Origin of the sequence: Methylomonas lenta, assembly GCF_001644015.1 — a bacterium.
In the GTDB taxonomy this organism is placed as follows: domain Bacteria; phylum Pseudomonadota; class Gammaproteobacteria; order Methylococcales; family Methylomonadaceae; genus Methylomonas; species Methylomonas lenta.
In genome coordinates this window covers 36,036-59,293 of the sequence record NZ_LUUI01000102.1, presented here as the reverse complement: position 1 = coordinate 59,293, position 23,258 = coordinate 36,036, and the positions used below count along the sequence as shown (strand labels likewise).

The 23,258-nt window shown below is 46.2% G+C and carries 19 protein-coding genes; 12 read left to right on the top strand and 7 right to left on the bottom strand.

The window, feature by feature from the left end:
• Nucleotides 1-125 precede the first annotated feature (125 nt).
• Nucleotides 126-1,202, top strand: coding sequence for a lytic transglycosylase domain-containing protein (locus tag A1359_RS10940; RefSeq protein WP_232322186.1), 1,077 nt, complete (start codon nucleotides 126-128; stop codon nucleotides 1,200-1,202).
• Here A1359_RS10940 and A1359_RS10935 read toward each other — a convergent pair.
• Genes A1359_RS10935 through moaA form a run of 5 tightly spaced genes read right to left on the bottom strand, consistent with a single transcriptional unit; the run spans nucleotide 1,199 to nucleotide 6,956 of the window.
• Nucleotides 1,199-4,495, bottom strand: coding sequence for an EAL domain-containing protein (locus tag A1359_RS10935; protein WP_066982465.1), 3,297 nt, complete (start codon nucleotides 4,493-4,495; stop codon nucleotides 1,199-1,201). The genes A1359_RS10940 and A1359_RS10935 overlap by 4 nt on opposite strands.
• A 13-nt stretch (nucleotides 4,496-4,508) precedes the next feature.
• Complete coding sequence (locus A1359_RS10930) at nucleotides 4,509-5,000, bottom strand: HugZ family pyridoxamine 5'-phosphate oxidase (protein WP_066982329.1); 492 nt, start codon at nucleotides 4,998-5,000, stop codon at nucleotides 4,509-4,511.
• Nucleotides 4,997-5,569 carry a DNA-3-methyladenine glycosylase I gene (locus A1359_RS10925; RefSeq protein WP_066982326.1) on the bottom strand — a complete coding sequence of 191 codons (573 nt, stop codon included), beginning with the start codon at nucleotides 5,567-5,569 and terminating at the stop codon, nucleotides 4,997-4,999. The genes A1359_RS10930 and A1359_RS10925 overlap by 4 nt, the downstream gene beginning before the upstream one ends.
• Complete coding sequence (locus tag A1359_RS10920; RefSeq protein WP_066982323.1) at nucleotides 5,569-5,931, bottom strand: YajD family HNH nuclease; 363 nt, start codon at nucleotides 5,929-5,931, stop codon at nucleotides 5,569-5,571. The genes A1359_RS10925 and A1359_RS10920 overlap by 1 nt, the downstream gene beginning before the upstream one ends.
• A gap of 17 nt (nucleotides 5,932-5,948) precedes the next feature.
• Nucleotides 5,949-6,956, bottom strand: a complete 1,008-nt coding sequence (gene moaA, locus A1359_RS10915; RefSeq protein WP_066982320.1) for a GTP 3',8-cyclase MoaA — start codon at nucleotides 6,954-6,956, stop codon at nucleotides 5,949-5,951.
• Nucleotides 6,957-7,120: 164 nt separating this feature from the next.
• On the opposite strand from moaA, the gene A1359_RS10910 reads away from it, so the two are divergent.
• From A1359_RS10910 to A1359_RS10895, 4 genes are all read left to right on the top strand, one after another.
• Entirely contained in the window at nucleotides 7,121-7,453 is a 333-nt protein-coding gene (locus tag A1359_RS10910) for a hypothetical protein (RefSeq protein ID WP_066982317.1), read from the top strand.
• A gap of 250 nt (nucleotides 7,454-7,703) precedes the next feature.
• A complete protein-coding gene (ubiA, locus tag A1359_RS10905; RefSeq protein WP_066982315.1) occupies nucleotides 7,704-8,567 on the top strand; it encodes a 4-hydroxybenzoate octaprenyltransferase in 864 nt (287 codons plus the stop codon).
• Between the two features lie 153 nt (nucleotides 8,568-8,720).
• On the top strand, nucleotides 8,721-9,470 hold the full coding sequence (locus A1359_RS10900) for a pentapeptide repeat-containing protein (protein ID WP_066982312.1): 750 nt from the start codon (nucleotides 8,721-8,723) through the stop codon (nucleotides 9,468-9,470).
• A gap of 12 nt (nucleotides 9,471-9,482) precedes the next feature.
• The gene (locus A1359_RS10895; RefSeq protein ID WP_066982309.1) at nucleotides 9,483-10,880 is read left to right on the top strand and encodes an amino acid permease; all 1,398 of its coding nucleotides are present in this window, start codon (nucleotides 9,483-9,485) and stop codon (nucleotides 10,878-10,880) included.
• A gap of 109 nt (nucleotides 10,881-10,989) precedes the next feature.
• Here A1359_RS10895 and A1359_RS10890 read toward each other — a convergent pair whose 3' ends face one another.
• Nucleotides 10,990-13,164, bottom strand: a complete 2,175-nt coding sequence (locus A1359_RS10890; protein WP_066982305.1) for a zeta toxin family protein — start codon at nucleotides 13,162-13,164, stop codon at nucleotides 10,990-10,992.
• Between the two features lie 301 nt (nucleotides 13,165-13,465).
• On the opposite strand from A1359_RS10890, the gene polA reads away from it, so the two are divergent.
• Genes polA through A1359_RS10875 form a run of 3 tightly spaced genes read left to right on the top strand, consistent with a single transcriptional unit; the run spans nucleotide 13,466 to nucleotide 18,019 of the window.
• Entirely contained in the window at nucleotides 13,466-16,216 is a 2,751-nt protein-coding gene (gene polA, locus A1359_RS10885; RefSeq protein ID WP_066982304.1) for a DNA polymerase I, read from the top strand.
• 15 nt (nucleotides 16,217-16,231) lie between these two features.
• Entirely contained in the window at nucleotides 16,232-17,074 is an 843-nt protein-coding gene (locus A1359_RS10880; RefSeq protein WP_066982302.1) for an HDOD domain-containing protein, read from the top strand.
• A gap of 12 nt (nucleotides 17,075-17,086) precedes the next feature.
• Entirely contained in the window at nucleotides 17,087-18,019 is a 933-nt protein-coding gene (locus A1359_RS10875; protein ID WP_066982299.1) for an MBL fold metallo-hydrolase, read from the top strand.
• Here the strand turns inward: A1359_RS10875 and yihA are convergent.
• Complete coding sequence (gene yihA, locus A1359_RS10870; RefSeq protein WP_066982296.1) at nucleotides 17,962-18,585, bottom strand: ribosome biogenesis GTP-binding protein YihA/YsxC; 624 nt, start codon at nucleotides 18,583-18,585, stop codon at nucleotides 17,962-17,964. The two genes, A1359_RS10875 and yihA, sit on opposite strands and share 58 nt — an antisense overlap.
• Before the next feature lie 112 nt (nucleotides 18,586-18,697).
• Here yihA and A1359_RS10865 point away from each other — a divergent pair, with 112 nt between their 5' ends.
• The 4 genes from A1359_RS10865 (at nucleotide 18,698) to A1359_RS10850 (ending at nucleotide 23,206) form a co-directional block, all read left to right on the top strand.
• Complete coding sequence (locus A1359_RS10865) at nucleotides 18,698-19,378, top strand: c-type cytochrome (protein WP_066982293.1); 681 nt, start codon at nucleotides 18,698-18,700, stop codon at nucleotides 19,376-19,378.
• Between the two features lie 84 nt (nucleotides 19,379-19,462).
• Nucleotides 19,463-21,424: a cytochrome c biogenesis protein ResB gene (locus tag A1359_RS10860; RefSeq protein WP_066982290.1), complete on the top strand. Its 1,962-nt coding sequence runs from the start codon at nucleotides 19,463-19,465 to the stop codon at nucleotides 21,422-21,424.
• A 7-nt stretch (nucleotides 21,425-21,431) separates the two neighbouring features.
• Nucleotides 21,432-22,601, top strand: a complete 1,170-nt coding sequence (ccsB, locus tag A1359_RS10855) for a c-type cytochrome biogenesis protein CcsB (RefSeq protein WP_066982462.1) — start codon at nucleotides 21,432-21,434, stop codon at nucleotides 22,599-22,601.
• Nucleotides 22,601-23,206, top strand: coding sequence for a thiol:disulfide interchange protein DsbA/DsbL (locus A1359_RS10850; protein WP_066982287.1), 606 nt, complete (start codon nucleotides 22,601-22,603; stop codon nucleotides 23,204-23,206). Before ccsB ends, A1359_RS10850 begins: the two co-directional genes overlap by 1 nt.
• Nucleotides 23,207-23,258: the final 52 nt, after the last annotated feature.

Here is a 23,258-nt window from a genome sequence, read left to right as displayed (position 1 = left end):
CAAAAATACTCTGGTCGCTATCTTGCTTAGCATGATGGCATAATCCATTTTCAGGAAACTTCAACCGATATTCTATGTCCGTGGCCCCTAAGCCAAAATCTAGCTACTCTCGCGCGAAATCGAGTGTGAAAAACACAACAAAACCCAAAAAAGCGCGCTCGCAATCGGTGGATAAAACCAGCAAGCCGCGCAAAGCTGTTCGCAAGCGGAAAACACCGCTAGCCTTTTGGAGTCGGAAAAATTTGCTTTTGTTAGTTTTGGAAGGCTTGGGTCTAGCGATCAGCGCTTTGTTGGGTAGCATGTTAACTTTAGGCTCTTCAGCCAATAGCTTTTCCGGCTCGAGTTTTTTTGCCGACTTATTGCCGTTTGCTGCCGGTATAGCTCTCTGGGTGATAATTGCTGCTGGTCTGTTAGTGGGATGGCTAAAATGTCGCAGTTGGCTATGGAACAAATCACACATGTTGCCAGCTGTGTTTGCCTTGAGTTTAAGCCTGGGCATGATTTGGTTTGTATCTCACGATGGCTATACGCAGGTGTTTACTCATTTTCGTAGCTTGGTGGGTGGCAAGCAGCAGGCTGCTCGCACGACACTGGCACATCAGGTTTATGCCGCTTATCGGCGTTACGATCAGCCTCAACTACAGAATATGATTCAACGCGCTGAAATTTTTGATTCAGATATTCAGCAAGCGGCCAAAGTTTTTGCGGTAGATGTCAATTTGTTGCACGGCATAGCCGCGGCTGAATCATCGTTTATTCCGCGTACTAGTCACGATGGTGGCCAAGGCTTGTTTCAAATCACGGCCGTACCAAAATTTATCCTTCAACAAGCAACCCAAGCTCTGGCTATCGCAAAACTGGATTTAGCTAATCCACGACACAATGCTTTTGTCGCAGCGGCTACCTTAAAACATTACTTAGCGGAGATGAATGATGATTTGTTTCTTGGCCTGCTAGCCTACAATATCGGTCCGCGTAATGGTGGTCTGAGTTTTATCATGCAGCAATACGGCGCCAGCGATTTTGTCAGCATGCAACCTTATCTACAAACATTGCCGCGAGATTATCCTATTCGGGTTTTGTCCTATGCGCTGGCATTTAAACTTTGGCAGCAGGACGGCAAGCTTTTGGCGTATCAAGAAGGCGATAACGCCATTCGTATCCAGCGCTTGGGTATTCCTGGCATGGCAGCACTTTTTTAAAGGGTAAACTTTATTTCATCAGCCGGTACGGGGCGACTGAAATAATAGCCTTGAAAATTCAGGCAGCCTTTGGCGGTGAGAAAATTGACCTGCTCCAGCGTCTCAACACCTTCGGCAATCACATTCAAGCCCAAGCTTTTCGCCATCATGATGATGGTTTCCACTATCACCGCTGCATTTACATTATCGATTTGTTTGACAAAGCTTTGATCAATTTTTAATTGACTGAGAGGCAGGCTTTTTAAATAAGACAAAGATGAATAGCCGATGCCAAAATCATCAATAGAAATTCTAATGCCCATCGCCTGCAAGGCTTGCATTTTTTCGATGGTATCTTCGATATCCTCGATTACGCAACCTTCGGTCAACTCAATCACCAGTCGTTTGGCCTGAATATCGGTATCCAGTAAGACTTGTTTGACCTGTTGCACAAAATCCGACTGGCGAAATTGCCTTGAGCTGACATTGACTGCTACATGATCAAGCTTAATCCCTTGCAGATCCCAGGCTTTAATTTGCCGACAGGCCTCTTGCAAAACCCAGGCACCAATTGGCAGGATTAATTGCGTATCCTCTGCCAGCGGAATAAATTCAGCCGGCGAAACCATGCCTTTAGTTGGATGCTGCCAGCGAATCAAAGCCTCAGCACTGATGACTTTGTGCTGCTCATTCACCTGAGGTTGATAGTGCAACAGAAATTGACGCTCTTGCAGCGCAACACGCATTTCTTTTTCCAGCGTCAGGCGGCGGTCGGCGGATTCTTGCATGGAAGGTAGATAAAAACTGATGCTGTTACGACCACTTTCCTTAGCCCGATACATAGCCGTATCGGCTTGTTGGACAATCTCTTCCGGCTGATCTATTGTTTCCGGGTATAAAGTTACGCCAATACTAGTAGAAAAATGGTGTTCGCTGCCCTGTACGATGTAGGGTTGGCTAATGGCAAACAGAATTTTCTCCGCCAACATCACAGCGTGATTGGTAGCTAGTTGTAAACTCAAAAAACGACCCGGCACCATGACTACAAATTCATCGCCACCCAGGCGACAGGCGGTATCTTCATGTCGGATGATGGATTGTAGCCTTTGCCCTACTTGTATCAGTAACTCATCCCCAACTTGATGGCCACGGGAATCATTCAGGTTTTTGAAGTGATCCAAATCCAGAAAAAACAAAGCACCAAAGTTCATCTGGCGTTTGGCGGCGGCGATTTCCTGCTGCAGTCTATCCAGCATTAACCGTCGGTTGGGCAGATTAGTTAAGGGATCGTAAAATGCTAAATTATGAATCTCTTTTTCGGCGGCTTTTTGCGCACTAATATCGGAAAAAATCGCCACGTAGTGCGTCAGTTGGTTTTGTTCGTCCCGCACGCCAGTTATGGTTAAAATCTCTGGAAAGATTTCGCCGTTTTTACGTCGATTCCAGACTTCACCTTTCCACTGATTTTTTTGGCCTAAAGCTGTATACATTTGCTGATAAAAATCCTTTTCATGATAGCCGGACGCTAGCAGACTTGGATTTTTACCTATAACGTCTCTGGCAAGATATCCGGTCATGTCACTAAAGGCTTTATTTACCCGTAAGATGCTGCCATTGGCATCGGTGATGATGATGGCCTCATGTGACTCGAAAGTGGTGGCTGCAATTCGCAGTTCATTTTCCTGCTGCCGGCGGAGGGTAACTTCCTGATTCAAAGCTTGATTGCTACGCAGTAAGTTCTGTGTGCGATCAGATACCAAGGCCTCCACTCGCGCAGTGCGGCCTGTCAATAGCATCAAACCAACAGCAGTTAAGCTGCACAACAAAAAACCACCCAGTAACAACCATTCAATCACCACGGATTGCTGTTGATGGAAAAACTTAGAGGTGGGTAAATAGTGTAATTGCCACTGGCGACCGGCAAAATCAATAATCAGGGTTTTACTTAGCTTGGAAAAGCGTAAATTTTGCTGATTGTCGGTCAGATAATTGCTGTAAACCAGCTGATCATGGTCATAAATTTCCAACGACAATTGCAGTTCTTTATCGCCTAACCAATTAAAAATGCCCTCGATATCGGTATCGATACGAAAAACACAAGCGACAAAGCCGAGGAATTGTTCCTGTCTTGCCTCGACACTATCTAAAGGTTTGTTTTTAGCATAAACAGGCGTATAGATTACCGTACCCAAATGCGGCTTATCATCCTGAGCCAGATGAATAGAACCGGTTGCCGCTGAAATGCCGTTGGCGATAGCTCGAGAAATAATCGGAGCAACTTGCGGATTGCTACTAACATCAAACCCCAAAACAGCTTCATTACCAGCTTGCGGCACAATAAAGGTGACAGGGAAATACTCGGCTTGCATGGCAGCGGGCTGCAATGTGCCGTTTGCAGTCATTTGGCGGATATTGGCGTTATATTTTTTTTGCCAAGTTTCACGTTCATCAGCCCTCACGCGGGGCGTCCATTCATGTACGCTGCTATGACTTGTATCAATCGAGTTAGCAAAACTGACAAACTCATCCTGAGTGACAGAATTTGAGCTATCAAATAAACCTTTGATAGCGGCGTTTGTAGCCAAATGTTTTTCCAAGTGCTGTTTAATCGTACTATGCAGCAAGTTTACCTGCCGCCCAAATAAATCCTCTATGTTTTGATGCTCTTGACGTTGGCTATAGTAAAAAGCCGTCACGACCAATAACAAGACAAATAACAACGGATAAAATACAAATTGGCGGCGGGGTTGCCAGATATGGCTGGGTTGGCCGATCAAAAGTAGCAGCATAGGCGTAAAAATGGCTGCACCTATCGTGTCTCCAACCCACCAAATAAACCAACTACTCGGTATGGCAGACAGGCTTATGACGCCACTAAAATATAAAGTAGCTACACCCACGCTAGGCGAAATAAGACAACTCACCGCTATTAGCGCAAAAAAACGTAATATTTTTGCATCGTCAATCAAAGGGTTGTGCCTACCCACCCAGCGATTGATGAGCTGCATACCTATCCAGGCTTGTAAACAAGCTCCCATTCCTGCCAAAACCCCTACACCCAGGGAGTCTAAAATACTGGCAAAACTGGATACATCCATAAACGCATAAAACTGAACGGCAAGCGCCCCTAGAAAAATACCAGGTAATAACGAATGACCGTAAACCAGCATTATCGCCAGGGCGACACCGGCTGCTGGCCAAATTGGGCTGACGTGACTGGGCTGGGTAGCCAGCAAGGTTCCTAGCCAGCCAGCCAGTAAATAGCCAGCCCCGGCCAGCAGATTTTTGTAAATAAGTGATTTTATATTGGCCATGGCTACATCGGTTTCATGGCGCGCCAGTTGGCAGCTGCACTTGGGCTTCAGCATCGACGACAAAGGCTTTACCAAAACCGGCAATAAACTGGCCATGAGTGGGTGTTAGGGCAAACAAATGGAAATCCGGCAATTGCCGCAATAAGCTGACAATTTCGCCAAATTCTGCCGTCATTGCATGCAATACTTTGCTAAACACTAGATCGGTTTGACTGATTTCCTGCACTCGGCAGTCAAAGCTCAAACGTTGACGGGCGAATGGGTTTGAAGCCTGCGCCTCTGGTTCGATGAACATAATCGATGCTTGTGGATGGCTGCGAAGATTTTGGCTGTGTTTTGCCAGGTCGCTGACAAAAATATAAAACTTGAAGTCATGGTAATGGTATGGCGCATAGCTGATATCTGGATTGCCAACTTGATTGCGACTGGCTAATAACAAAGTTTTCTGCTGACTAAGTAATTGATTGCAGGCATTTTGCAGATTATGTAATTCGGTGGTAGTCATGAGGGCATTTGCGATAATTGCGGATAACGAAAACAGTCTGTAGTGTGGTCATTCACCATGCCCACCGCTTGCATATAAGCATAGCAAATCGTTTTTCCGACAAATTTAAAGCCGCGCTTTTGTAAATCGCGGCTCATCTGTTCGGATTCTGCAGAAAAAGCCGGTATTTGTGAATGCTTTTGCCAGGCGTTTTGTTTGGGTATTCCGCCGATAAATTGCCAGATATAGGCATCAAAACTAGCAAAGGTCTGCTGAGTGCTCAAAAATGCCTGCGCGTTCAGTATCGCCGCCTGAATTTTTAAGCGATTGCGCACGATGCCGGAATTTGATAACAACTGTTGGACTTTGGCTGCATCGTATGCTGCTATTTTTTCAGCATCGAAATCATCAAATGCCAAACGATAGGCGTCTCTTTTGTTTAAAATAGTTCGCCAACTTAAGCCAGCCTGGGCACCTTCCAGCAGCAAAAATTCGAAAAGTTTGCGGTCATCGTGTAACGGTATGCCCCATTCAGTATCGTGATATTGAGCTTCTATCTGACTTGCTAGCGCCCATTGGCATCGAATCATCAATCTTTTTTTAGCATGTTTTTTAGATCGGCAAATGGGTTGAAGGTGGCTTGCGCAGCTTTTGATTCGTTACTCCCCCCCTTACTGCCATAACGACTTTGCTCTTCGTAACGTTGATGCTCATTGTCGTGGCAATACAGACATAATAACTCCCAGTTACTGCCATCGGGCGGGTTGTGGTCGTGATTGTGATTGGTGTGATGCACGGTTAACTCACGCAAGTTTTTAAGATCGAATTCACGAGCACAGCGTCCGCAAATCCAGGGGAACAGCTTTAGTGCCTGTTCTCGGTAACCTTTTTCGCGATCTTCTTTGTTGCGCCGGGCTTCGGCGACGATTTGATGGGCTTTGTTATGTGACATAGCTTACTCCGCTTGCGTCAACCGCCGGTCACGCTCATATGGCGCAAAATAACCGGCTGTTCGTGGATATTAAATTCGTGTTTTTCGGGTTTGATTTGCATGGCGTCAATAATAGTCTGTTTTAGCATAGGCATATCGGCGGGATATTGTCGGACGACAGCTTTTAAATCAACTGAATGTTCATTACCCAGGCAGAGTAATAGTCGGCCTTCTGCGGTCAATCGCACCCGATTGCAACTGGCACAAAAATTGGCACTATGTGGGGAAATAAAACCAACACGGCATGTGCTGCCCGCTACCTGAAAATAATCTGAAGGGCCACCGGTTTTATCCGGCACCGCTTGCAAATCAAATCGATTTTGTAAATCTTGTTTGATCAAGTCACTGGAATAATAGGTTTCACTGCGATTGTGATGATCAACCAATCCCAAAGGCATTTCTTCGATAAAGCTGATGTCTATGTCGCGATCGACCGCAAATTGCACTAAATCACATACCTCAGCATGATTGCGATTTTTTAAAATCACCGCATTGATTTTGATACGCTGAAAACCCGCTTCGCGAGCAGCATTGATGCCTTTGAGAACGTTTTCCAGATCACCGGTGCGGGTTAAAACTTTGAATTTGACCGGGTCCAAAGTATCCAAACTGATATTGATACGTTTGATGCCACTCGCTTTAAGATCGGCCGCCATTTGCGCCAGTTTAGAGCCGTTGCTGGTCATTACCAGTTCCTGCAAGTCTGGAATTTTGCCAATTTGTTGTAGCAAACCCAAAGCACCCTTTCGCACTAAAGGCTCACCGCCGGTAATGCGAATCTTACCCACGCCTAATTCGACAAAGGCCTGACAAATAAAATGGATTTCTTCCAAGCTCAAAATTTGCTTGCGCGGCAAAAACACCATATCCTCGGCCATACAATAGACGCAACGGAAATCGCAGCGATCGGTAATGGAAACGCGTAAATAATTGACTATCCGACCAAATCGATCAACGAGTCTTGTTGGTTGAGCTATTTCTGTCATAACTTAAGATTAAAAACTTGGTAGTAAAATGGTAACACAGGCCCCGGAACAGGTCGTATTAGCTGCTAAATCAGAGGTGTCAGAAAAAAATCTGACGACTATTTGCAATTTTTTCATAACAGGACTATACATAATGCATCTTAAGTTTGTACGGAAGAATAGTCATGGAACCCATTGATTTCTTTTGTTTGAGTAGCTCTAGGCTTACAGTATTACTAGCGGTCATTTTAATGTTATCCACTGCCTTGGCGATAGCTGAGCCACCGACACCCAAAGAATTTATTGAATCCGATGAATTAGTATTGACTCTTTCCGATAAATGGCTGACACCCAACCCCAACTTAAAAAAATTTAGTCGCTCCAGCAATAATCACTCGATTGACGAAACATCTGAAGAAAAGCCGGCCAATATTGATTGCGGTGTAGACTCCAGTCCGACTGATAAGTTTATACCTAACGGATTTGCCGGCGAATGTAGTTTTAATTACCACTACTAGTTGCATAATTATTCCAGACATATCCATGAGTGCTAATTTTTAGAAATTAGTCATCGCTAAGCAATATATCTAAACTACAGCCCCCCTGCATTGATACGACAGTGATTGAATTACATATTCGTAGATCTTGAAGCTATGGATAGTCTGCTGTTGATTGTCAACGATACAACCCGCCTATCAATTTGCTTTAAAATGCGGCTAAGAACATTCGACTGATAAACATTGCCTTACAACGCTGCCCCCCTTATTTATGCCTAACCTCACCGAACGCCTTCACCAATACTGGCTGTTAGCCCGTTTCGATAAACCCATTGGTATTTTGATTTTACTATGGCCGACTTTGTGGGCCTTGTGGATAGCGGGTAATGGCAAACCGGATTTATTGGTATTGACAGTGTTCGTGCTGGGCGTGGTCTTGATGCGTGCCGCAGGTTGTGTGATCAACGATTATGCCGATAAGGATTTCGATCCGCAGGTGGAACGCTGCAAATTAAGGCCGATTGCTGCGGGTAAGGTCAAACCCAAAGAAGCCCTAGCGGTGTTTGCGGTGTTGTGTCTGACGGCTTTTGGTCTGGTATTACTGATGAACTGGTACACCATAGCCCTGTCATTTGTTGGCGCGTTTTTAGCCGCCAGCTATCCATTTATGAAGCGCTTTACTCATCTACCGCAGGCTTATCTGGGCATGGCGTTTGGTTTTGCTGTGCCCATGGCGTTTGCTGCACAAACCAATACTATCCCATCTGTAGCCTGGATTTTGTATCTGGCTGTGTTGTTGTGGGCATTGGTTTACGACACCATGTATGCCATGGTGGATATCGATGACGATTTAAAAATAGGCGTTAAATCCACAGCGATTTTATTCGGCAAACGGGTGCGGGAAATTACCGCCGGCTTGCAAGTCATCATTTTGCTATTGCTGATTAGCGTGGGCATGATGCAGCAATTGAGTTGGCCCTATTACCTGGGCTTGCTGGTTGCAGCCGGCTTTTCAGTTTATCAACAAAAGTTGATTTTTCACTTCAACAAGCCGGACTGTTTCAAAGCCTTTTTAAATAACAACTGGTTTGGTTTGGTGGTTTTTGTCGGTTTGCTGCTTGCGTATAACTTGTAAAATCTGAAGGCAATTTAGCTAATTTGCATTTTGCGTGAGCAATCGACAAGATGGGGTAGACTGTTTAGGCGTCAATCGCAACTGCCCATTTATATCAAGATGAATGTAGCGATTACTATGCAAACATAACCGAACGTCACCCAGGAGGGCGCTATGAATCTTGCCAAGAAAACCCTAACCATGCTGCTGGTGCTGGCTATCAGCTATCCCTTGGCGCAAGCCGGCGAAATGACTCGCCAACAGGTCGAGCAATTATTGGCCAAAGCTGATAAACAACACCCGGCTCCCTTGCGGCGCAAGGATTTAACCGATCTGGATTTGTCCGGTCTGGATTTTCGCAACGCCGATTTATGGGGGGCGGATTTGCGCCGTTCCAATCTTAGTCAAGCCAATCTGGCAAATTTAAATCTGGATTTGACGGTAATGACCAATATCAAACTGGTGGGTGCCGATTTATCCAATTCCAGTATTTTTGGGGTGAGTTTAATGCATGCCGATGCCAGTAATGCTAATTTTAGCGGTAGCCGGGTGATTGCTGTGATGGAAGGTGCTAATTTTAGCAATGCCAATATCAGTAACGCGGATTGGGCAGCGGATATGAAAAATCAATCCATGGGCTTGATGCGTGCCAATCTAAAAGGGGCTAATTTAACCGGCGCTAATCTCAGCAATACTAAACTTGGCCGGGCCATGCTCAAGCACGCCAAGTTAATCAATGCCAACCTGCAAAACGCTGATTTATATTCGGCAGATATGGATGGCGCAGATATGACTAACGCTGATTTGAGTGGCGCTAACTTTGCCGAAACCAAATTGCACGATGTTAAGTTTAAAAACGCCAACACCCAAGGTACTCGTTTCGACGGTGCTAAACATAAACCGGCGGGATTCGTCTCTCAATAAGCGGAAGCACCTATGCACATCCCCAAGCAATTGCTGCAACGTAAATCAGTCGATGCATTAACGGCGGTGGAAAATAACCTTAGACAGACATTGACTGCCAAGGACTTAACTCTGCTGGGCATAGGTGCGATTATCGGCGCGGGTATTTTTGTTTTGACCGGGATCGTGGCGGCCAAATATGCCGGGCCGGCTATTGTGGTGTCGTTTATTTTGGCAGGTATCGCTTGTGCGCTGGCTGCCTTGTGTTATAGCGAACTGGCGGCGATGATTCCTGTATCCGGCAGTGCTTATAGTTATGCCTACGCCACCATGGGTGAGCTGATGGCCTGGATTATCGGTTGGGATTTGGTGTTGGAATATGCCTTGGCCAGTAGCACGGTGGCGATAGGTTGGGCTGGTTATTTGACGAGTTTTTTAGCTGCCTTAGGTGTGCATTTGCCGCGTTATTTAACCACGGCCTATCTGGCCGATCCGGTTGCCGGCTTTATCAATTTGCCGGCCGTGCTGATCATTTTGTTGTTAACCGGTTTATTGGTACAGGGAATTCGCCAGTCAGCAATCTTCAATTTTGTCATGGTGATGATTAAGCTGGCGGTGATTGTGGTGTTTATTTTTGTCGGTGCCGGTCATGTGGAAGCGGAAAACTGGGCTAATTTCACCCCGTTTGGCTATGGCGGCGTGTTGACTGGGGCCGGGGTGATCTTCTTTGCATATATTGGTTTCGATGCCGTATCCACTGCCGCACAGGAAGCGGTCAATCCGCAAAAAGATGTACCATTCGGCATTATCGTTTCATTGGCGGTCTGTACGGTATTGTACATTTTGGTAGCGGGTGTTTTGACCGGTATGGTTTCGTATACAGAGTTGAACGTCGCTGCGCCAATTGCCTTGGCGGTGGATCATATTGGCATGCTTTGGTTGTCGCCTATTGTAAAAATCGGCGCGCTTGCCGGCTTGACGTCTGTGATGCTGGTATTGCTGATGGGACAAAGTCGCATCTTTTTTGCTATGGCCAAGGATGGATTGTTGCCCCCTGTATTTGCGGAAGTACACCCCAAGTTTCAAACTCCGCATCTGTCTACCTTAATGGTAGGGTTTGCCGTGGCTTTGTTGGCGGGATTCATGCCGATAGAAAAACTCGGCGAATTAGTCAGTATTGGCACTTTGTTTGCTTTTGTACTGGTTTGCGGCGGCGTACTCGTGTTACGGGTGACTCACCCGGAATTGGAACGGCATTTCAAATGTCCGGCGTCGCCCTATGTGCCGGTAAGCGGAATTTTGGTCTGCTTAGGATTGATGGCGGGATTGCCTCTGGATACTTGGCTGCGTTTGTTGGTTTGGTTGTTGATTGGTTTTGGGATTTATTTTGGTTATGGCATTAAACACAGTCGCTTGAAGTTGGCTGGATAAATAAAGAAACTGGCTGAATCATGCTTTGAAAATCTTCCCACCCCTGTTTTCAAACAGGGGCGCTGAAGAGTGTGATTCGATAAGCTCAGCATTTTGGGAAACAATTTCCTTATTCCACTGTACCCTGTAAGCGAGTAATCCAGGGTTGTTTGGCTTGTGGATCGATATGAAACGCTAAAGGCGCTGTTTTATGTAACAAACCTTCTTCTCCTGAGGCATTAGGGTTGAGCTGGCGCTTCTCGACAAAATCCACCATGCGCCTTAAATTGTAAATCAGCAAGGTACGGTTATATTCGCTGCCGCGATAGATAAGGTAGCCGACATTGTCTTCAGTCAGAGCTGTGTTTCTGTCGATCAGTGCCTGCAAAGTATTCTCACCATCCTGAGCCAAACTTTTCAACACTGAATACTTATGCCGACTCATCATGATTTTAAAGTGTTGGGCCAGCGTGCCGGCTATTTGCTGTTGTTGCAGATGTTCAATGTCTTCGTCATACAATAAAAAACTTTCTGCCACCAGGTAGTGTTGGTCGCGTTCACCATCATTGGCAAACAGCGATAATTTTGCCAGCGCGGTATCTTGCAGTGCTTGCAAAAAAGCCTGCGGCGAACGGATGTGTTTATCGATAGTCACCACCCAGGGCAGGGCTCGGCCACTGGTTTCATAACGGGCTTTAACACTGCCGATGACACCGGAACGCGATAACTCCAGCTCTCTGCCGGCAGGCTTCACTAAAAAAGCATCGACGGCGGTGATCTGGGTATGGAAACCGGCGACCTGATATTGGCTAATGACATTGGCATAGCGCGGGTAATAGGGGATGCCGGTGCCGTCGTACAAAATATTGATGCGGTTTTTTCTGGCATGCTCGGCCACCAGGTCGCGCAAACGATTGGCGAAGGGCTCAACATAGACATAATCATCACTATGATGATTGGCTGCTGTCAGCAGGCAGTATAAGTCGCTGAGTTTACGGAATTCATCCAGCGAGGCTGTGACAAAATTATCTCCGCATTGAGCTCTGGCAATTTCTTCTACTGCGGTTTTGCCGGAACCGGCGCCGCCCATGCACATAAATAACTTAGGTTGATCAACCGGCGTTTTGCTGCTGAAAATATTTGCCAACGCAAGTTGTAAGGCTCGATTGATCTTACCTAATCGCTGGTAGGCGATTTGTATAGTGCGTTGTAGTCGCACTTCACCGCGAGTGGCTGCCAACATTTTAGCTTTTAAAGTCGGGTTGTCGGCTAACACAAATACGTTAGCGTTTTCGCCGGCAAACTGTCTGATCAAATCCAATAACTCAGCATGACTGGGTGGTCGCAGACTGGTTAATATGTTGATATCCAGGCAAAACAGCGGTGCCACACCATCTTCCCTAATTGGGATAGCGTCAATTTCAGTTTTTCCGGGTAAACGCAAATCTTCGGTGCCCGGTAAATAACCTATGATTTGTTCAGAAACGCTCAACGGATTATCGGAAAAATGCTGACCAGTAATAAATTGATCAACCTGAATGGTTTGCAGCGGTACTAAGCCGCCGTTGACGGTGACGATACAGGCGATACCCTCGGGCGTGGTATGCGAGAGAAACGGAATACCCTGTAAGAAGCGTTTATTTTCCGGCCATTTACCGTAGCTGTTGGCTTGATTTGCCAGATTCTTGCTGCGGGTTGGGTCCAGTGCATGGCGGAAGGCTTTGCTGATGGCGCTATGATCGCTGTTGGGGTGGTGTAAGACCACCGTATCTTCATGTGTCAGGCGGCGGAAATCGATACCTTGTTCGTATACGGCTTTAAAAGCCGGCAAATTACCCAGCGTGGTAATAAAAAAGTCCAGCGTAATGCGATTGCCGTAAGAATAGGGCCGAATGCAACGTAAGCCATCATAAAACCCCGCCAACCGTTCCGCGATGTCGGCGTGTTGAATCACAAAACCGTTATTGTCGAAAATTGCGCTATCGTGATTACTGCCATTATTTAGAACCAGGCGTTCAATGACCACACGAAATTGTTTGCGCTTTTCCTTTTCCAGCATGGTGCCGGGCCTATGATTAACGATGATTTGCTCTTTCCAATCGGCGAAAATTTCCCGGTGAATCCGGCTAAACAATTCAGTTAAATAGGTCACGCGCTTGGTTTGATCGTGGGAGACGGTGGCTTCCAGCTCCTGCAATAACTTTGATAATAATCGGCTGCCTTGGGCAATGGCTAAGGCTGTGCGTAGACGTTTCAATTGCCGATAAGCAGGCATGCTGCGATGGGGATTTTTATTAATGTCCATCCTTCCCTCCTCTTGCTGGCGCGGCTCTAAGGTGGCCGGCTCCACATCGTTATAATAATTGTTAGGTTGGCCTTCTCCGTGGCAAAAAAAGTATCAGTATGTGCGGGAGATGATGATTCCCGGTTAATATCTTTAAGTGCAGCAGATTAACGCGCTTGAGACTTTTTTCAAAGCGAAAGCCTTGTCCAATGATACAAGCGCTTATCAGAGCTGATGCGCAGAGAATATGCCATTCTTTGCTTGCAGGTGCTTGATTGGGTCTGTATCGTTGCTGAATTGTTTATTTAACCGTTGCCTGTATATGTCTGAAACTTCTATTAACAAACTGATTCTGGTCGACGGTTCCTCGTTTTTATTTCGTGCCTTTCATGCTGTTCCGCCTTTAACGAATGCCCAAGGCGAGCCAACTAATGCCATTTATGGCGTCTCCAATATGCTGCGTAAGCTGATCAACGATTACAACACACCGTATGTCGCTGTGGTGTTCGATGCGCCCGGCAAGACATTTCGCCATGAATTATATGATCAATACAAAGCGCACAGGCCGCCAATGCCGGACGATTTGCGGGTGCAGATTCAACCTTTGCATGAACTGATCAAGGCTTTGGGTTTGCCGTTGATTATCGAGCATGGCGTCGAAGCCGACGATGTGTTGGGCAGTCTGGCGCAGAACGCAGCCCTGCAAGGCTTTGAGGTGGTCATTTCTACCGGCGATAAAGACATGGCGCAATTGGTGACTAAACAAATTACGCTGGAAAATACCATGACCAATACCCGCATGGATATAGCGGGTGTACAGGAAAAATTTGGGGTTAAACCCGCTCAGATCATCGATTATCTGGCCCTGATGGGGGATAGTGTGGATAACATTCCTGGCGTACCCAAGGTGGGGCCGAAAACGGCTGCCAAATGGTTGCAGCAGTACGACAGTCTGGATAACCTGGTTGCTCATGCAGACGAAATCAAAGGCAAAATTGGTGAAAATTTACGGGATGCCTTGGGCCAATTACCGTTGTCACAGGAGCTGACGACTATTCGTTGTGATGTGGCTTTGCATTACAGTCTGGACGATTTGAAGCGCCGTGATCCAGATATGGATGCGTTGAAACAACAGCTGGGTACACTGGGATTTAGTAGTTGGTTAAAGACGCTGAATGGGGAAAACGCCAGCCCATCCCCCCAGTCTACTACGCCTAAGGTATTTCAAAATCCCCAAAGAGAGCAAGAGTCTGCTTCGGCTTTGGCTAGGGATTATCAAACCATCCTCAATCAGACCGATTTTGAACATTGGCTGACCAAACTGAAACAGGCCGAACTGTTTGCCTTTGATACTGAAACCACTAGCCTTAATTACAGCGAGGCTGAAATCGTCGGTGTCTCGTTTGCGGTACAAGCCGGGCAGGCCGCATATTTGCCGCTGGCGCACGATTATCCAGATGCGCCGCCACAACTGGATAGACAGCAGGTGCTGGAAGCCTTAAAGCCGCTACTGGAAGACGCCGGAAAACCCAAGCTAGGCCAAAATCTAAAATATGACGCCCATGTTCTGAAAAATCATGGCATTAGCTTGCGCGGCATCCAGCACGATACCATGCTGGAATCCTATGTACTGAACAGCACAGCCACTAAACACAACATGGATGATCTGGCTAAACATTATCTGGGGGTGGAAACGATTCATTTTGAAGATGTGGCTGGTAAGGGTGCCAAGCAGATCGGCTTTCAGGAAGTACCTATTGAACAGGCCGCAGAATATGCCGCTGAGGATGCCGATATTACCCTGCGTCTGCATCAAACACTGGCACCGCAATTACAGCAAAATCCGCAACAATGGGCTTTATATAACGAGATTGAAATCCCATTGATCGATGTGTTGACGCGGATTGAAGAAAACGGCGTTCTGATCGATAGCGGTATGCTGGACATGCAAAGTCTGGAATTGGCCAATCGTATAACCGGCATAGAGTTGCAAGCGCATGATTTAGCCGGTTCGACTTTTAATTTGGGCTCGCCCAAACAGATCCAGGAAATTTTATACGATAGGTTGAAATTGCCGGTGTTGAAAAAAACCCCGAAAGGCCAGCCGTCTACCGATGAGTCGGTGCTACAAGAATTAGCGCTAGATTATGCCTTACCCAAACTGTTGTTAGAGTTTCGCGGCATGAGCAAATTGAAGTCAACCTATACCGACAAACTACCGCAGCAAATTAATCCTAAAACCGGCCGAGTGCATACTTCGTATCATCAAGCCGTGGCCGCAACCGGGCGTTTGTCGTCGTCTGATCCTAATTTGCAGAATATTCCAATTCGGAGTGAAGAAGGTCGCAAAATTCGTCAAGCCTTTATCGCCCCGCCTGGCTATAAAATCGTCGCGGCCGATTATTCACAAATTGAACTTCGCATCATGGCGCATTTGTCGGGCGATGCCGGTTTACTGGCAGCATTTTCGCAAGGTGTGGATGTGCATAGTGCCACGGCAGCCGAAGTGTTTGATGTGGCAATCGAGCAGGTTACCAACGATTTAAGGCGTTCCGCCAAGGCCATTAATTTCGGTTTGATTTACGGCATGTCAGCCTTTGGTTTAGCTCAGCAACTGGGCTTGTCCCGCAATCAGGCTCAAGCGTATATTGATCTATACTTTAGTCGTTATCCTGGTGTCAAACAGTATATGGATACGATTCGCGAACAGGCCAAACAGCAGGGTTTTGTAGAAACCTTATTTGGCCGACGTTTATATTTACCGGATATCAATGCGCGTAACGCTGCGGTAAGGCAATATGCTGAGCGTACCGCAATTAACGCCCCTATGCAGGGTACAGCTGCCGATATTATCAAGCTGGCGATGCTGGCTTGCGATCAATGGATAGCTAATAGCGGGGCGGATGTAAAAATGATTATGCAAGTGCACGATGAGTTGGTGTTCGAAGTGGCGGAGTCGCAGTTAGCTGACAACATAGAAACCATACGCGACCTTATGTCCACTACTGCCGAATTACACGTGCCGCTATTGGTGGAAGTGGGTAGCGGTGAAAATTGGGATCAGGCGCATTAAGCGAGGAATGACATTTTGACTAGCATAGACGAGGATCAATTACTGGCTTTTGTCGACAAAATGCCGGCTTTTCGTAGCAGCGTGCAACATTTGCTGCTGTTAGCGGCCGATATTAATGCAGATAGCCGTAAAATCGTACAGGTGGTCGAAACCGATCCACTAATGACGGTAAAAATCCTCAAAGTGATCAATTCGCCGTTTTATGGTCTGGCGCAAAAAATCAGTTCAGTTCAGCGTGCGGTTGTGCATCTGGGCATCAATACTATTAAAAATATGGCTTTGTCAGTTGCTGCCATTGGGATGTTGCCTACGCAAAACCAGGCTGGCTTTGATACGCATGCTTTTTTACTGCATTCTTTAACCACTGCGGCGATTTGTAAAATGCTGGCTGAACGCCTGAAAGTGCCTTTGCTGCAAAGTAGCGATTATTTTGTTGCCGGCTTATTACATGATTTTGGCAAAATTGTGTTTGCAGAATTTGTACCCACCACTTATAAACAGGTTTTGCATATTGCTAGCGAACAGGCACTGCCCCTAAGCCAAGTGGAAACCAACATAATGGGCATCGATCACAGTCAGGCCGGCAAATTACTGGCTCAACACTGGGGTTTGTCAGACGATTTAATCGAAGCCATCAACCATCACCATAGTGAATATTTGCATACGCCATTAAGTGATTGTTTATTCGCAGCTAATCAAATTAGCAAGAAACTGGCGTTCGGCTTTGCCGGCAACCCGATAGTAGAGGCATTTTCGCCGGGTACTTTAAAATGTTTTGGCATGGATATGGATGAGCTGATAATTGATTTAGGTGATCTAAATGTCATCAAAACCGAAGCTCTGGCGTTTATTGATTAGGAAGCGGCAGCAATGAAATTCAAATTTTGGGGCGTCAGAGGCTCTATTCCAACTCCCGGTCCAAAAACCGTCAAATACGGTGGAAATACCACCAGCATTGAAGTTAGAACAGCGAGTAACGAGCTGCTGATTCTGGACGCTGGTACCGGTATCTTCGCGCTGGCGCAAACGCTGCTTAGCCAATCGCCGTTAGAAGCCCATATTCTGATTACCCATACTCATTGGGATCACATTCAGGGTTTGCCGTTTTTTTTGCCTTTGTTGATGGCTAATAATCACATCCATATTTATGGTGGCCTGGATCCGGTCACTCAGCAAGGTATAGAGCGCGCGTTGGCGGTGCAATTGCAATATAGTTATTTTCCGATTAGCCCGGTCCAGCTCAAAGCAAAAGTACATTACCATACCCTTTTGCCAGGTGAGGCCGTAGAGATAGGCGGCGTTAAAGTGACGCCAATTGTACTAAATCATCCGGTATTGAATTTTGGTTATCGGCTGGAAGACACGGATGGCAGCGCACTGTTTTTTACCGGCGATTACGAAATGCCGCAAAATCCATATCAGCCGGATGACATGGATTACGCCTCCAATCAACAGTTTATCGATGACAAATTGCAGGAAGTTTTAGCGGTTATGCAGGGTGTCGATGCCTTGATTGTGGATTCTTCATATACGGATGCCGAGTATGAAAAAAAAGTAGGCTGGGGACACAGTACTTATACTGCGGCTCTAAGCTTAGCTATGCAGGCGAAAGCGAAAAGACTGTTTTTTACCCATCACGAACCAACCCGCAGCGATAGCGAGCTGGACGAGATTTACCTCGCGCTAATGAACCATGCGGCTGAAGTGGATTTTGAAGTCTATATGGCTCAGGAAGGTCTTGAAATTCAATTGGGTTCTTCGGATACTACAGGTTTGAATTCAAACCACTCATCCAGCATCTGATGCACGTCATCGATACCTGTTTTGTTGAGTGCTGAAAATAGCTGAATGGTTACCACGATAGTAACTTTGCTTAAATCTCTCTGCACTTTTAACAGGGTGTTTTTGGCGGCGCCGAATTTGAGCTTGTCTGCTTTGGTCAGCAAAATGTGCAAAGGCAGATTGGTATGTTCACACCACTCAACCATTTGCCAGTCGAACTCGGTCAGTGGGTGACGAATGTCCATCACCAGTACGATGCCGCATAAGGCCTGTCGATTTTTTAGATAACTTTCCATCATTTTCTGCCAGTCGCGTTTAAGTGCCAGCGGCACTTTGGCGTAGCCAAAACCGGGTAAATCCACTAGTTTGCGTTGGGCATCAATTTCAAAAAAGTTCAGCAGCTGTGTTCGACCCGGGGTTTTACTGACCCTAGCCAAGGCATTTTGTTGCACCAAAGTATTGATAGCACTAGACTTGCCGGCATTCGAACGCCCGGCAAACGCAATTTCCATGCCTTGGTCGGGCGGAGCGTCCTGCAAACGGGGGGCGCTGTTGATGAATTTGGCTTGATGGTACGCTGGATTCATCGCTATCTCGCTTTAAAGGTTATAAATGGGTTAGAATCCGAACCATTATACCGGTTGGCAGCAGATTACTGCCTGCTTTACGTTGATTAACCTTCCTGAACAGGGGCCAATAATGATAAAAAAACTGCTGACTGTTTCCATTTCCTTAGTACTTGCTACTAGCGCAGGGCATGTTTTCGCGCAAGGTAAAACCAGTGCCGGCAAAGAAAAAGCTGCAACCTGTGCGGGTTGTCATGGTGAAGATGGCAATAGCATGATGCCAAGTTTCCCTAAACTTGCAGGTCAGCATCAGGGGTATCTGGTCAAACAATTAAAGGCTTTTAAAGCGAATGAACGGATTTCACCCATGATGGCACCATTAGCCATCGGGCTGGATGAAAAAAGTATGGAGGAGATAGCCGACTATTATTCAGCACAAAAAATTTCTGCCAATCCAGCTCCGGTTTTGCCTGCAGCTGATGATGACGATGACGCCCCGGCTAAAACCGATGAAAAGAAAAAAGCCGAACTGGATAATTTAATTGAACAAGGCAGTGATTTATATCGTAATGGTAATCTCAGTCGCGAGGTTTCGGCTTGTGTAGCTTGCCACGGACCTTATGCCGAGGGTAACAAACCAGCCTCTTACCCGTCTTTGCATTCGCAACATGCAGATTATTTGATCAAAACCCTGACTGATTTTAAAAAGGGTGAACGTAGCAATGTTGCCGATAACATGATGCACATGATTGCTACCAAAATGACCAATGAAGATATTAAAGCCGTTTCTTACTATATATCGACTCTGAAATAATCAGCTAACGACTCATCAATCCGGCAGGTTGTGGCCTGCCGGAGACTCTAAAGTACTGCCCTGCAACAGGGTTTGCCTACCTCTATGCCGCAATCAACTATTCGCATTCTGTTTCGTTTTTTAGGATCCATGAACCTGGCGATTACCCTGCTGGTGGCTATTGCCATTGCAGCAGTGATTGGCACCGTAATTCAGCAAAATCAGCCGTATCCCGATTATGTTTTGAAGTTTGGCCCATTTTGGTTCGAGGTGTTTAAAAGCCTGGAATTATTCAATGTCTATACTTCTGTCTGGTTTCTGACTATTTTAGGCTTTTTAGTATTGTCGACCAGTGTGTGCGTCTACCGCAATCTGCCTAAAATCATGCGTGATGTGAGTGACTACCGGGAAAATAGTCAGCGGCATTCCTTGCAGAAACTTGCGCATCGGCAGAAATATCAGAGTAAGCAAACTTTGCAAGCGACTCTACCTATCCTGTTGTGGGTTCTTAAAGATCATCGATATAGTTTCAGGCAGCGACAGGATAATGCTGGATTGATCATTGCTGCTAAAAAAGGCAGCGGGGGACGATTGGGTTACATCTTTAGTCATGTTGCCATTATCGTGATTTGTATTGGCGGTTTGATCGATGGCAATTTGCCACTGAAAGTCGCTGAATGGCGAGGTAAGATTGCGGTAGAAACCCGGCGCATTCCTGCTAATCAAATTTCTGCAATCAGCACTTTATCAGCGGATAACGCTTCATTCCGGGCTAATGTCGATATTCCTGAAGGCGACCAAGCCGATTTTGCATTTATAGATTACAAAGACGGCTATCTGCTGCAAAAACTGCCTTTTACGATTAAAGTTGAGGATTTTCGTATCGAGCATTATGCCAGCGGGCAGCCAAAATCTTTTGAAAGCGATCTGGAAATTAACGATGCAGAATTGGCACAAGCTGTTAAGCAGACTATTTCTGTTAATCATCCTTTAAGCTATAAAGGTTTCACTATCTACCAAAATAGTTTTGGCGATGGCGGTTCAAAGTTAAATTTAAAAGCCTGGCCGCTACTGAGTGCGATGGACAGTTCTAAGCAGCTGCAAGCCAAGGTGAAACAATTCACGGAAGTCAGCGGCATGCAGCTGGAGATTTCTGATTTCAGACCATTTAATGTCAAGCCTGACCCTAGTGGTGAAAAGAAATTCATCAACCAAGGTCCCAGCTTTCAGTACAAATTGCGTCGCCCGGATGGTACTGCCAACGAATATCTGACGTACATGCAGCCAATTCAGCAAGAAGGTCGCTGGTTTTTTCTGAGTGGGATGCGCAGCATGGTCTCAGAAGAATTCAATTACTGGTTTATGCCGGCGGATAGCGAAAATCGTCTGGCACGGTTTATGGCGTTTTATCAAAGTCTGCGCGATCCTGAAATACTGGCAGCTATTGCGCTGCAGACAGCCAGTTCCACCGATGGGGCAAAACAATCAGCAGCTAAAGATAAGCAAGCCGTCGCCAAATTCATGCTAGTTCTGGCGCAACAATTTGTGGAAGGCGGTTACGACAAAATCACGGCCAACATCGAGCAGACGGTAGCAGAAAATCAGCGGCAGGAGGTTTTGCAGGTTTATGCTAATGTTTTACAGCGTTTGTTAAAAAATGTTTATCTAAGCGTGTTGCAGGATGAAGGCTTGGACCCGAAACAAGCGCTGACAGCGTTTGATGCTCAATTTTTCGTAGACGCTGTGGAAGCGGTCAATTTAGCGCATGAGTATGCTACGCCTGTGTTTTTGGAATTAGAAGGATTTCAGCATATTGAAGCCACTGGCTTGCAAATTACCCGCTCACCTGGCAAATGGCTGGTTTTTCCAGGCTGTCTATTGTTGGTGTTGGGTGTGTTTTGTATGTTTTATTTGCCGCAACGTCGCTTATGGCTATTGCTCGAGGCTGGCGATGCCGGCACGGCTATTTTATTGGTGGGCAGCGCCTTACGTAATCAGTATGATTTCGATAAGGAGTTTGAACTTATCAAACAGCAACTGGCCCAAAATTTCAGCACTGTTCAGTGAAATGACTATGGATAACACCCTACAACCCCTTTACCAGCAAACTTCCTATTTTCAGTTAAGAACCGGTTTCGATTGGCTGTGGTCTATGTTGGTTTTAGCTGGCGCTACGTATGTATTTGCCCAGTATCATGCGCTGATGGACGGTTATGAAGTGGCAATTTTGTTGGCTAGTGCAACTTTGTTGATTTGGTTGGGCTGGAGTTGGTCGACATTAAAAAGCTTCAGTCTGTCGGTAGCCGCATTCAGTCTATTAGCCATTTCCATTTATGGCAGCGATTTGGCTGCGGCTGAATCAAAGTTTTTGTTGAAATATCTATTCGCTAGCCAGTCGGCCATTATGTGGATGAGCGCACTCTATGTGATGGCAACGTTGACATATTTTGCGCATTTGCTTTCCGGAGGCGATTTTATCGGCAAAGTAGCGTCGAGTTTAACCTGGTGCGCAACGGCCATGGGGTTGGTCGGTCTAATGGTTAGGTGGCGTGAGTCCTATTTAATGGGTTCTGATATTGGCCATATTCCAGTCAGCAATCTGTACGAAGTGTTCATTCTGTTTTCCATCATTACCGCTTTATTGTATCTGCATTACGAACAGCACTATAAAACCCGCAGCTTGGGCGCGTTTGTGCTGCTGGTGATAAGTGCCGCAGTGGGTTTTTTATTGTGGTATACCTTTGATCGACATGCCGATGGCATTCAACCGCTGGTGCCGGCTTTAAACAGTTATTGGATGAAAATACATGTGCCGGCTAATTTTGTTGGTTACGGTGCTTTTTCGCTGGCAGCTATGATAGGTTTGGTCTTTGTTTTAAAAAGCCAAGCCCATGCTGCCAATCCTGATGGCTTGTTACAGTCCCGCTTACCCGATTTGGCTTTGCTGGATGATTTGATATACAAAGCTATTGCCTTGGGATTTGCTTTTTTTACGCTGGCGACTATTCTAGGCGCCTTGTGGGCAGCGGAAGCCTGGGGGGGCTACTGGTCTTGGGACCCTAAAGAAACTTGGGCATTAATTGTCTGGCTTAATTATGCCGCCTGGCTGCATATGCGTCTCACCAAAGGCTGGAGCGGCAAGCCCATGGCTTGGTGGGCGATTATCGGCTTTTTTGTCACCTTGTTTGCGTTTCTGGGCGTGAATATGTTTTTATCTGGTTTACATTCTTACGGAGAACTTTGATGTTGAAAAAAATCGCATTGTTAGCGTTGTTTTGTTTTGCAGGTTTGGTGCAAGCAGAAGGCGGCTATGAAACGCTATCGCCTGCTCAACCGGTACAAAATCCGGAAAAAATCGAAGTTATCGAGTTTTTTTGGTATGGCTGTCCGCATTGCTATAGTTTGGAACCCTCCATGGCAGCCTGGTTGAAAACCAAACCAGCCAATGTCGAATTCATCCGACAACCGGCCGTATTCAGTGATTTATGGGGTAAGCACGCCAAAGCATTTTTTACTGCAGAAGCCTTGGGCATCGTTGAGAAAGTTCATGCTGATTTATTCGACGCCATCCAAAATAAAAACCAAAAATTGACCTCAGAAGATGATCTAGCTAAATTTTTTGTTGCACATGGTGTTAAAGAAGAAGATTTTCGTGCCACCTACAATTCATTTATGGTCGACGCTAAAATGCGCCAAGCTGAAACCATGGCCGCGCGCTATGGCATCACCGGTGTGCCGGCGTTGATCGTGAATGGTAAATACAGAGTGACTGCCACCAGCGCCAAGTCGCAAGAAAACATGATTAACATCACCAACCAACTGATTCAGCAAGAGTCACAAGCCAAATAGTTTTGAATTTTATGCCGGTAATTATTTTTACCAATGTGTTGCCGGCAAATGA

What these genes read in the sequence shown, in the direction of transcription:
- A1359_RS10860 (WP_066982290.1), top strand. Translation starts at nt 19,463, where the DNA reads ATGCCGCAATCAACTATTCGCATTCTGTTTCGTTTTTTAGGATCCATG.
- ccsB (WP_066982462.1), top strand. Translation starts at nt 21,432, where the DNA reads ATGGATAACACCCTACAACCCCTTTACCAGCAAACTTCCTATTTTCAG.
- yihA (WP_066982296.1), bottom strand. Translation starts at nt 18,585, where the DNA reads ATGAATCCAGCGTACCATCAAGCCAAATTCATCAACAGCGCCCCCCGT.
- A1359_RS10910 (WP_066982317.1), top strand. Translation starts at nt 7,121, where the DNA reads ATGGAACCCATTGATTTCTTTTGTTTGAGTAGCTCTAGGCTTACAGTA.
- A1359_RS10875 (WP_066982299.1), top strand. Translation starts at nt 17,087, where the DNA reads ATGAAATTCAAATTTTGGGGCGTCAGAGGCTCTATTCCAACTCCCGGT.
- A1359_RS10920 (WP_066982323.1), bottom strand. Translation starts at nt 5,931, where the DNA reads ATGTCACATAACAAAGCCCATCAAATCGTCGCCGAAGCCCGGCGCAAC.
- A1359_RS10890 (WP_066982305.1), bottom strand. Translation starts at nt 13,164, where the DNA reads ATGGACATTAATAAAAATCCCCATCGCAGCATGCCTGCTTATCGGCAA.
- A1359_RS10900 (WP_066982312.1), top strand. Translation starts at nt 8,721, where the DNA reads ATGAATCTTGCCAAGAAAACCCTAACCATGCTGCTGGTGCTGGCTATC.
- A1359_RS10895 (WP_066982309.1), top strand. Translation starts at nt 9,483, where the DNA reads ATGCACATCCCCAAGCAATTGCTGCAACGTAAATCAGTCGATGCATTA.
- A1359_RS10850 (WP_066982287.1), top strand. Translation starts at nt 22,601, where the DNA reads ATGTTGAAAAAAATCGCATTGTTAGCGTTGTTTTGTTTTGCAGGTTTG.
- A1359_RS10925 (WP_066982326.1), bottom strand. Translation starts at nt 5,569, where the DNA reads ATGATTCGATGCCAATGGGCGCTAGCAAGTCAGATAGAAGCTCAATAT.
- polA (WP_066982304.1), top strand. Translation starts at nt 13,466, where the DNA reads ATGTCTGAAACTTCTATTAACAAACTGATTCTGGTCGACGGTTCCTCG.
- A1359_RS10865 (WP_066982293.1), top strand. Translation starts at nt 18,698, where the DNA reads ATGATAAAAAAACTGCTGACTGTTTCCATTTCCTTAGTACTTGCTACT.
- A1359_RS10935 (WP_066982465.1), bottom strand. Translation starts at nt 4,495, where the DNA reads ATGGCCAATATAAAATCACTTATTTACAAAAATCTGCTGGCCGGGGCT.
- A1359_RS10930 (WP_066982329.1), bottom strand. Translation starts at nt 5,000, where the DNA reads ATGACTACCACCGAATTACATAATCTGCAAAATGCCTGCAATCAATTA.
- ubiA (WP_066982315.1), top strand. Translation starts at nt 7,704, where the DNA reads ATGCCTAACCTCACCGAACGCCTTCACCAATACTGGCTGTTAGCCCGT.
- moaA (WP_066982320.1), bottom strand. Translation starts at nt 6,956, where the DNA reads ATGACAGAAATAGCTCAACCAACAAGACTCGTTGATCGATTTGGTCGG.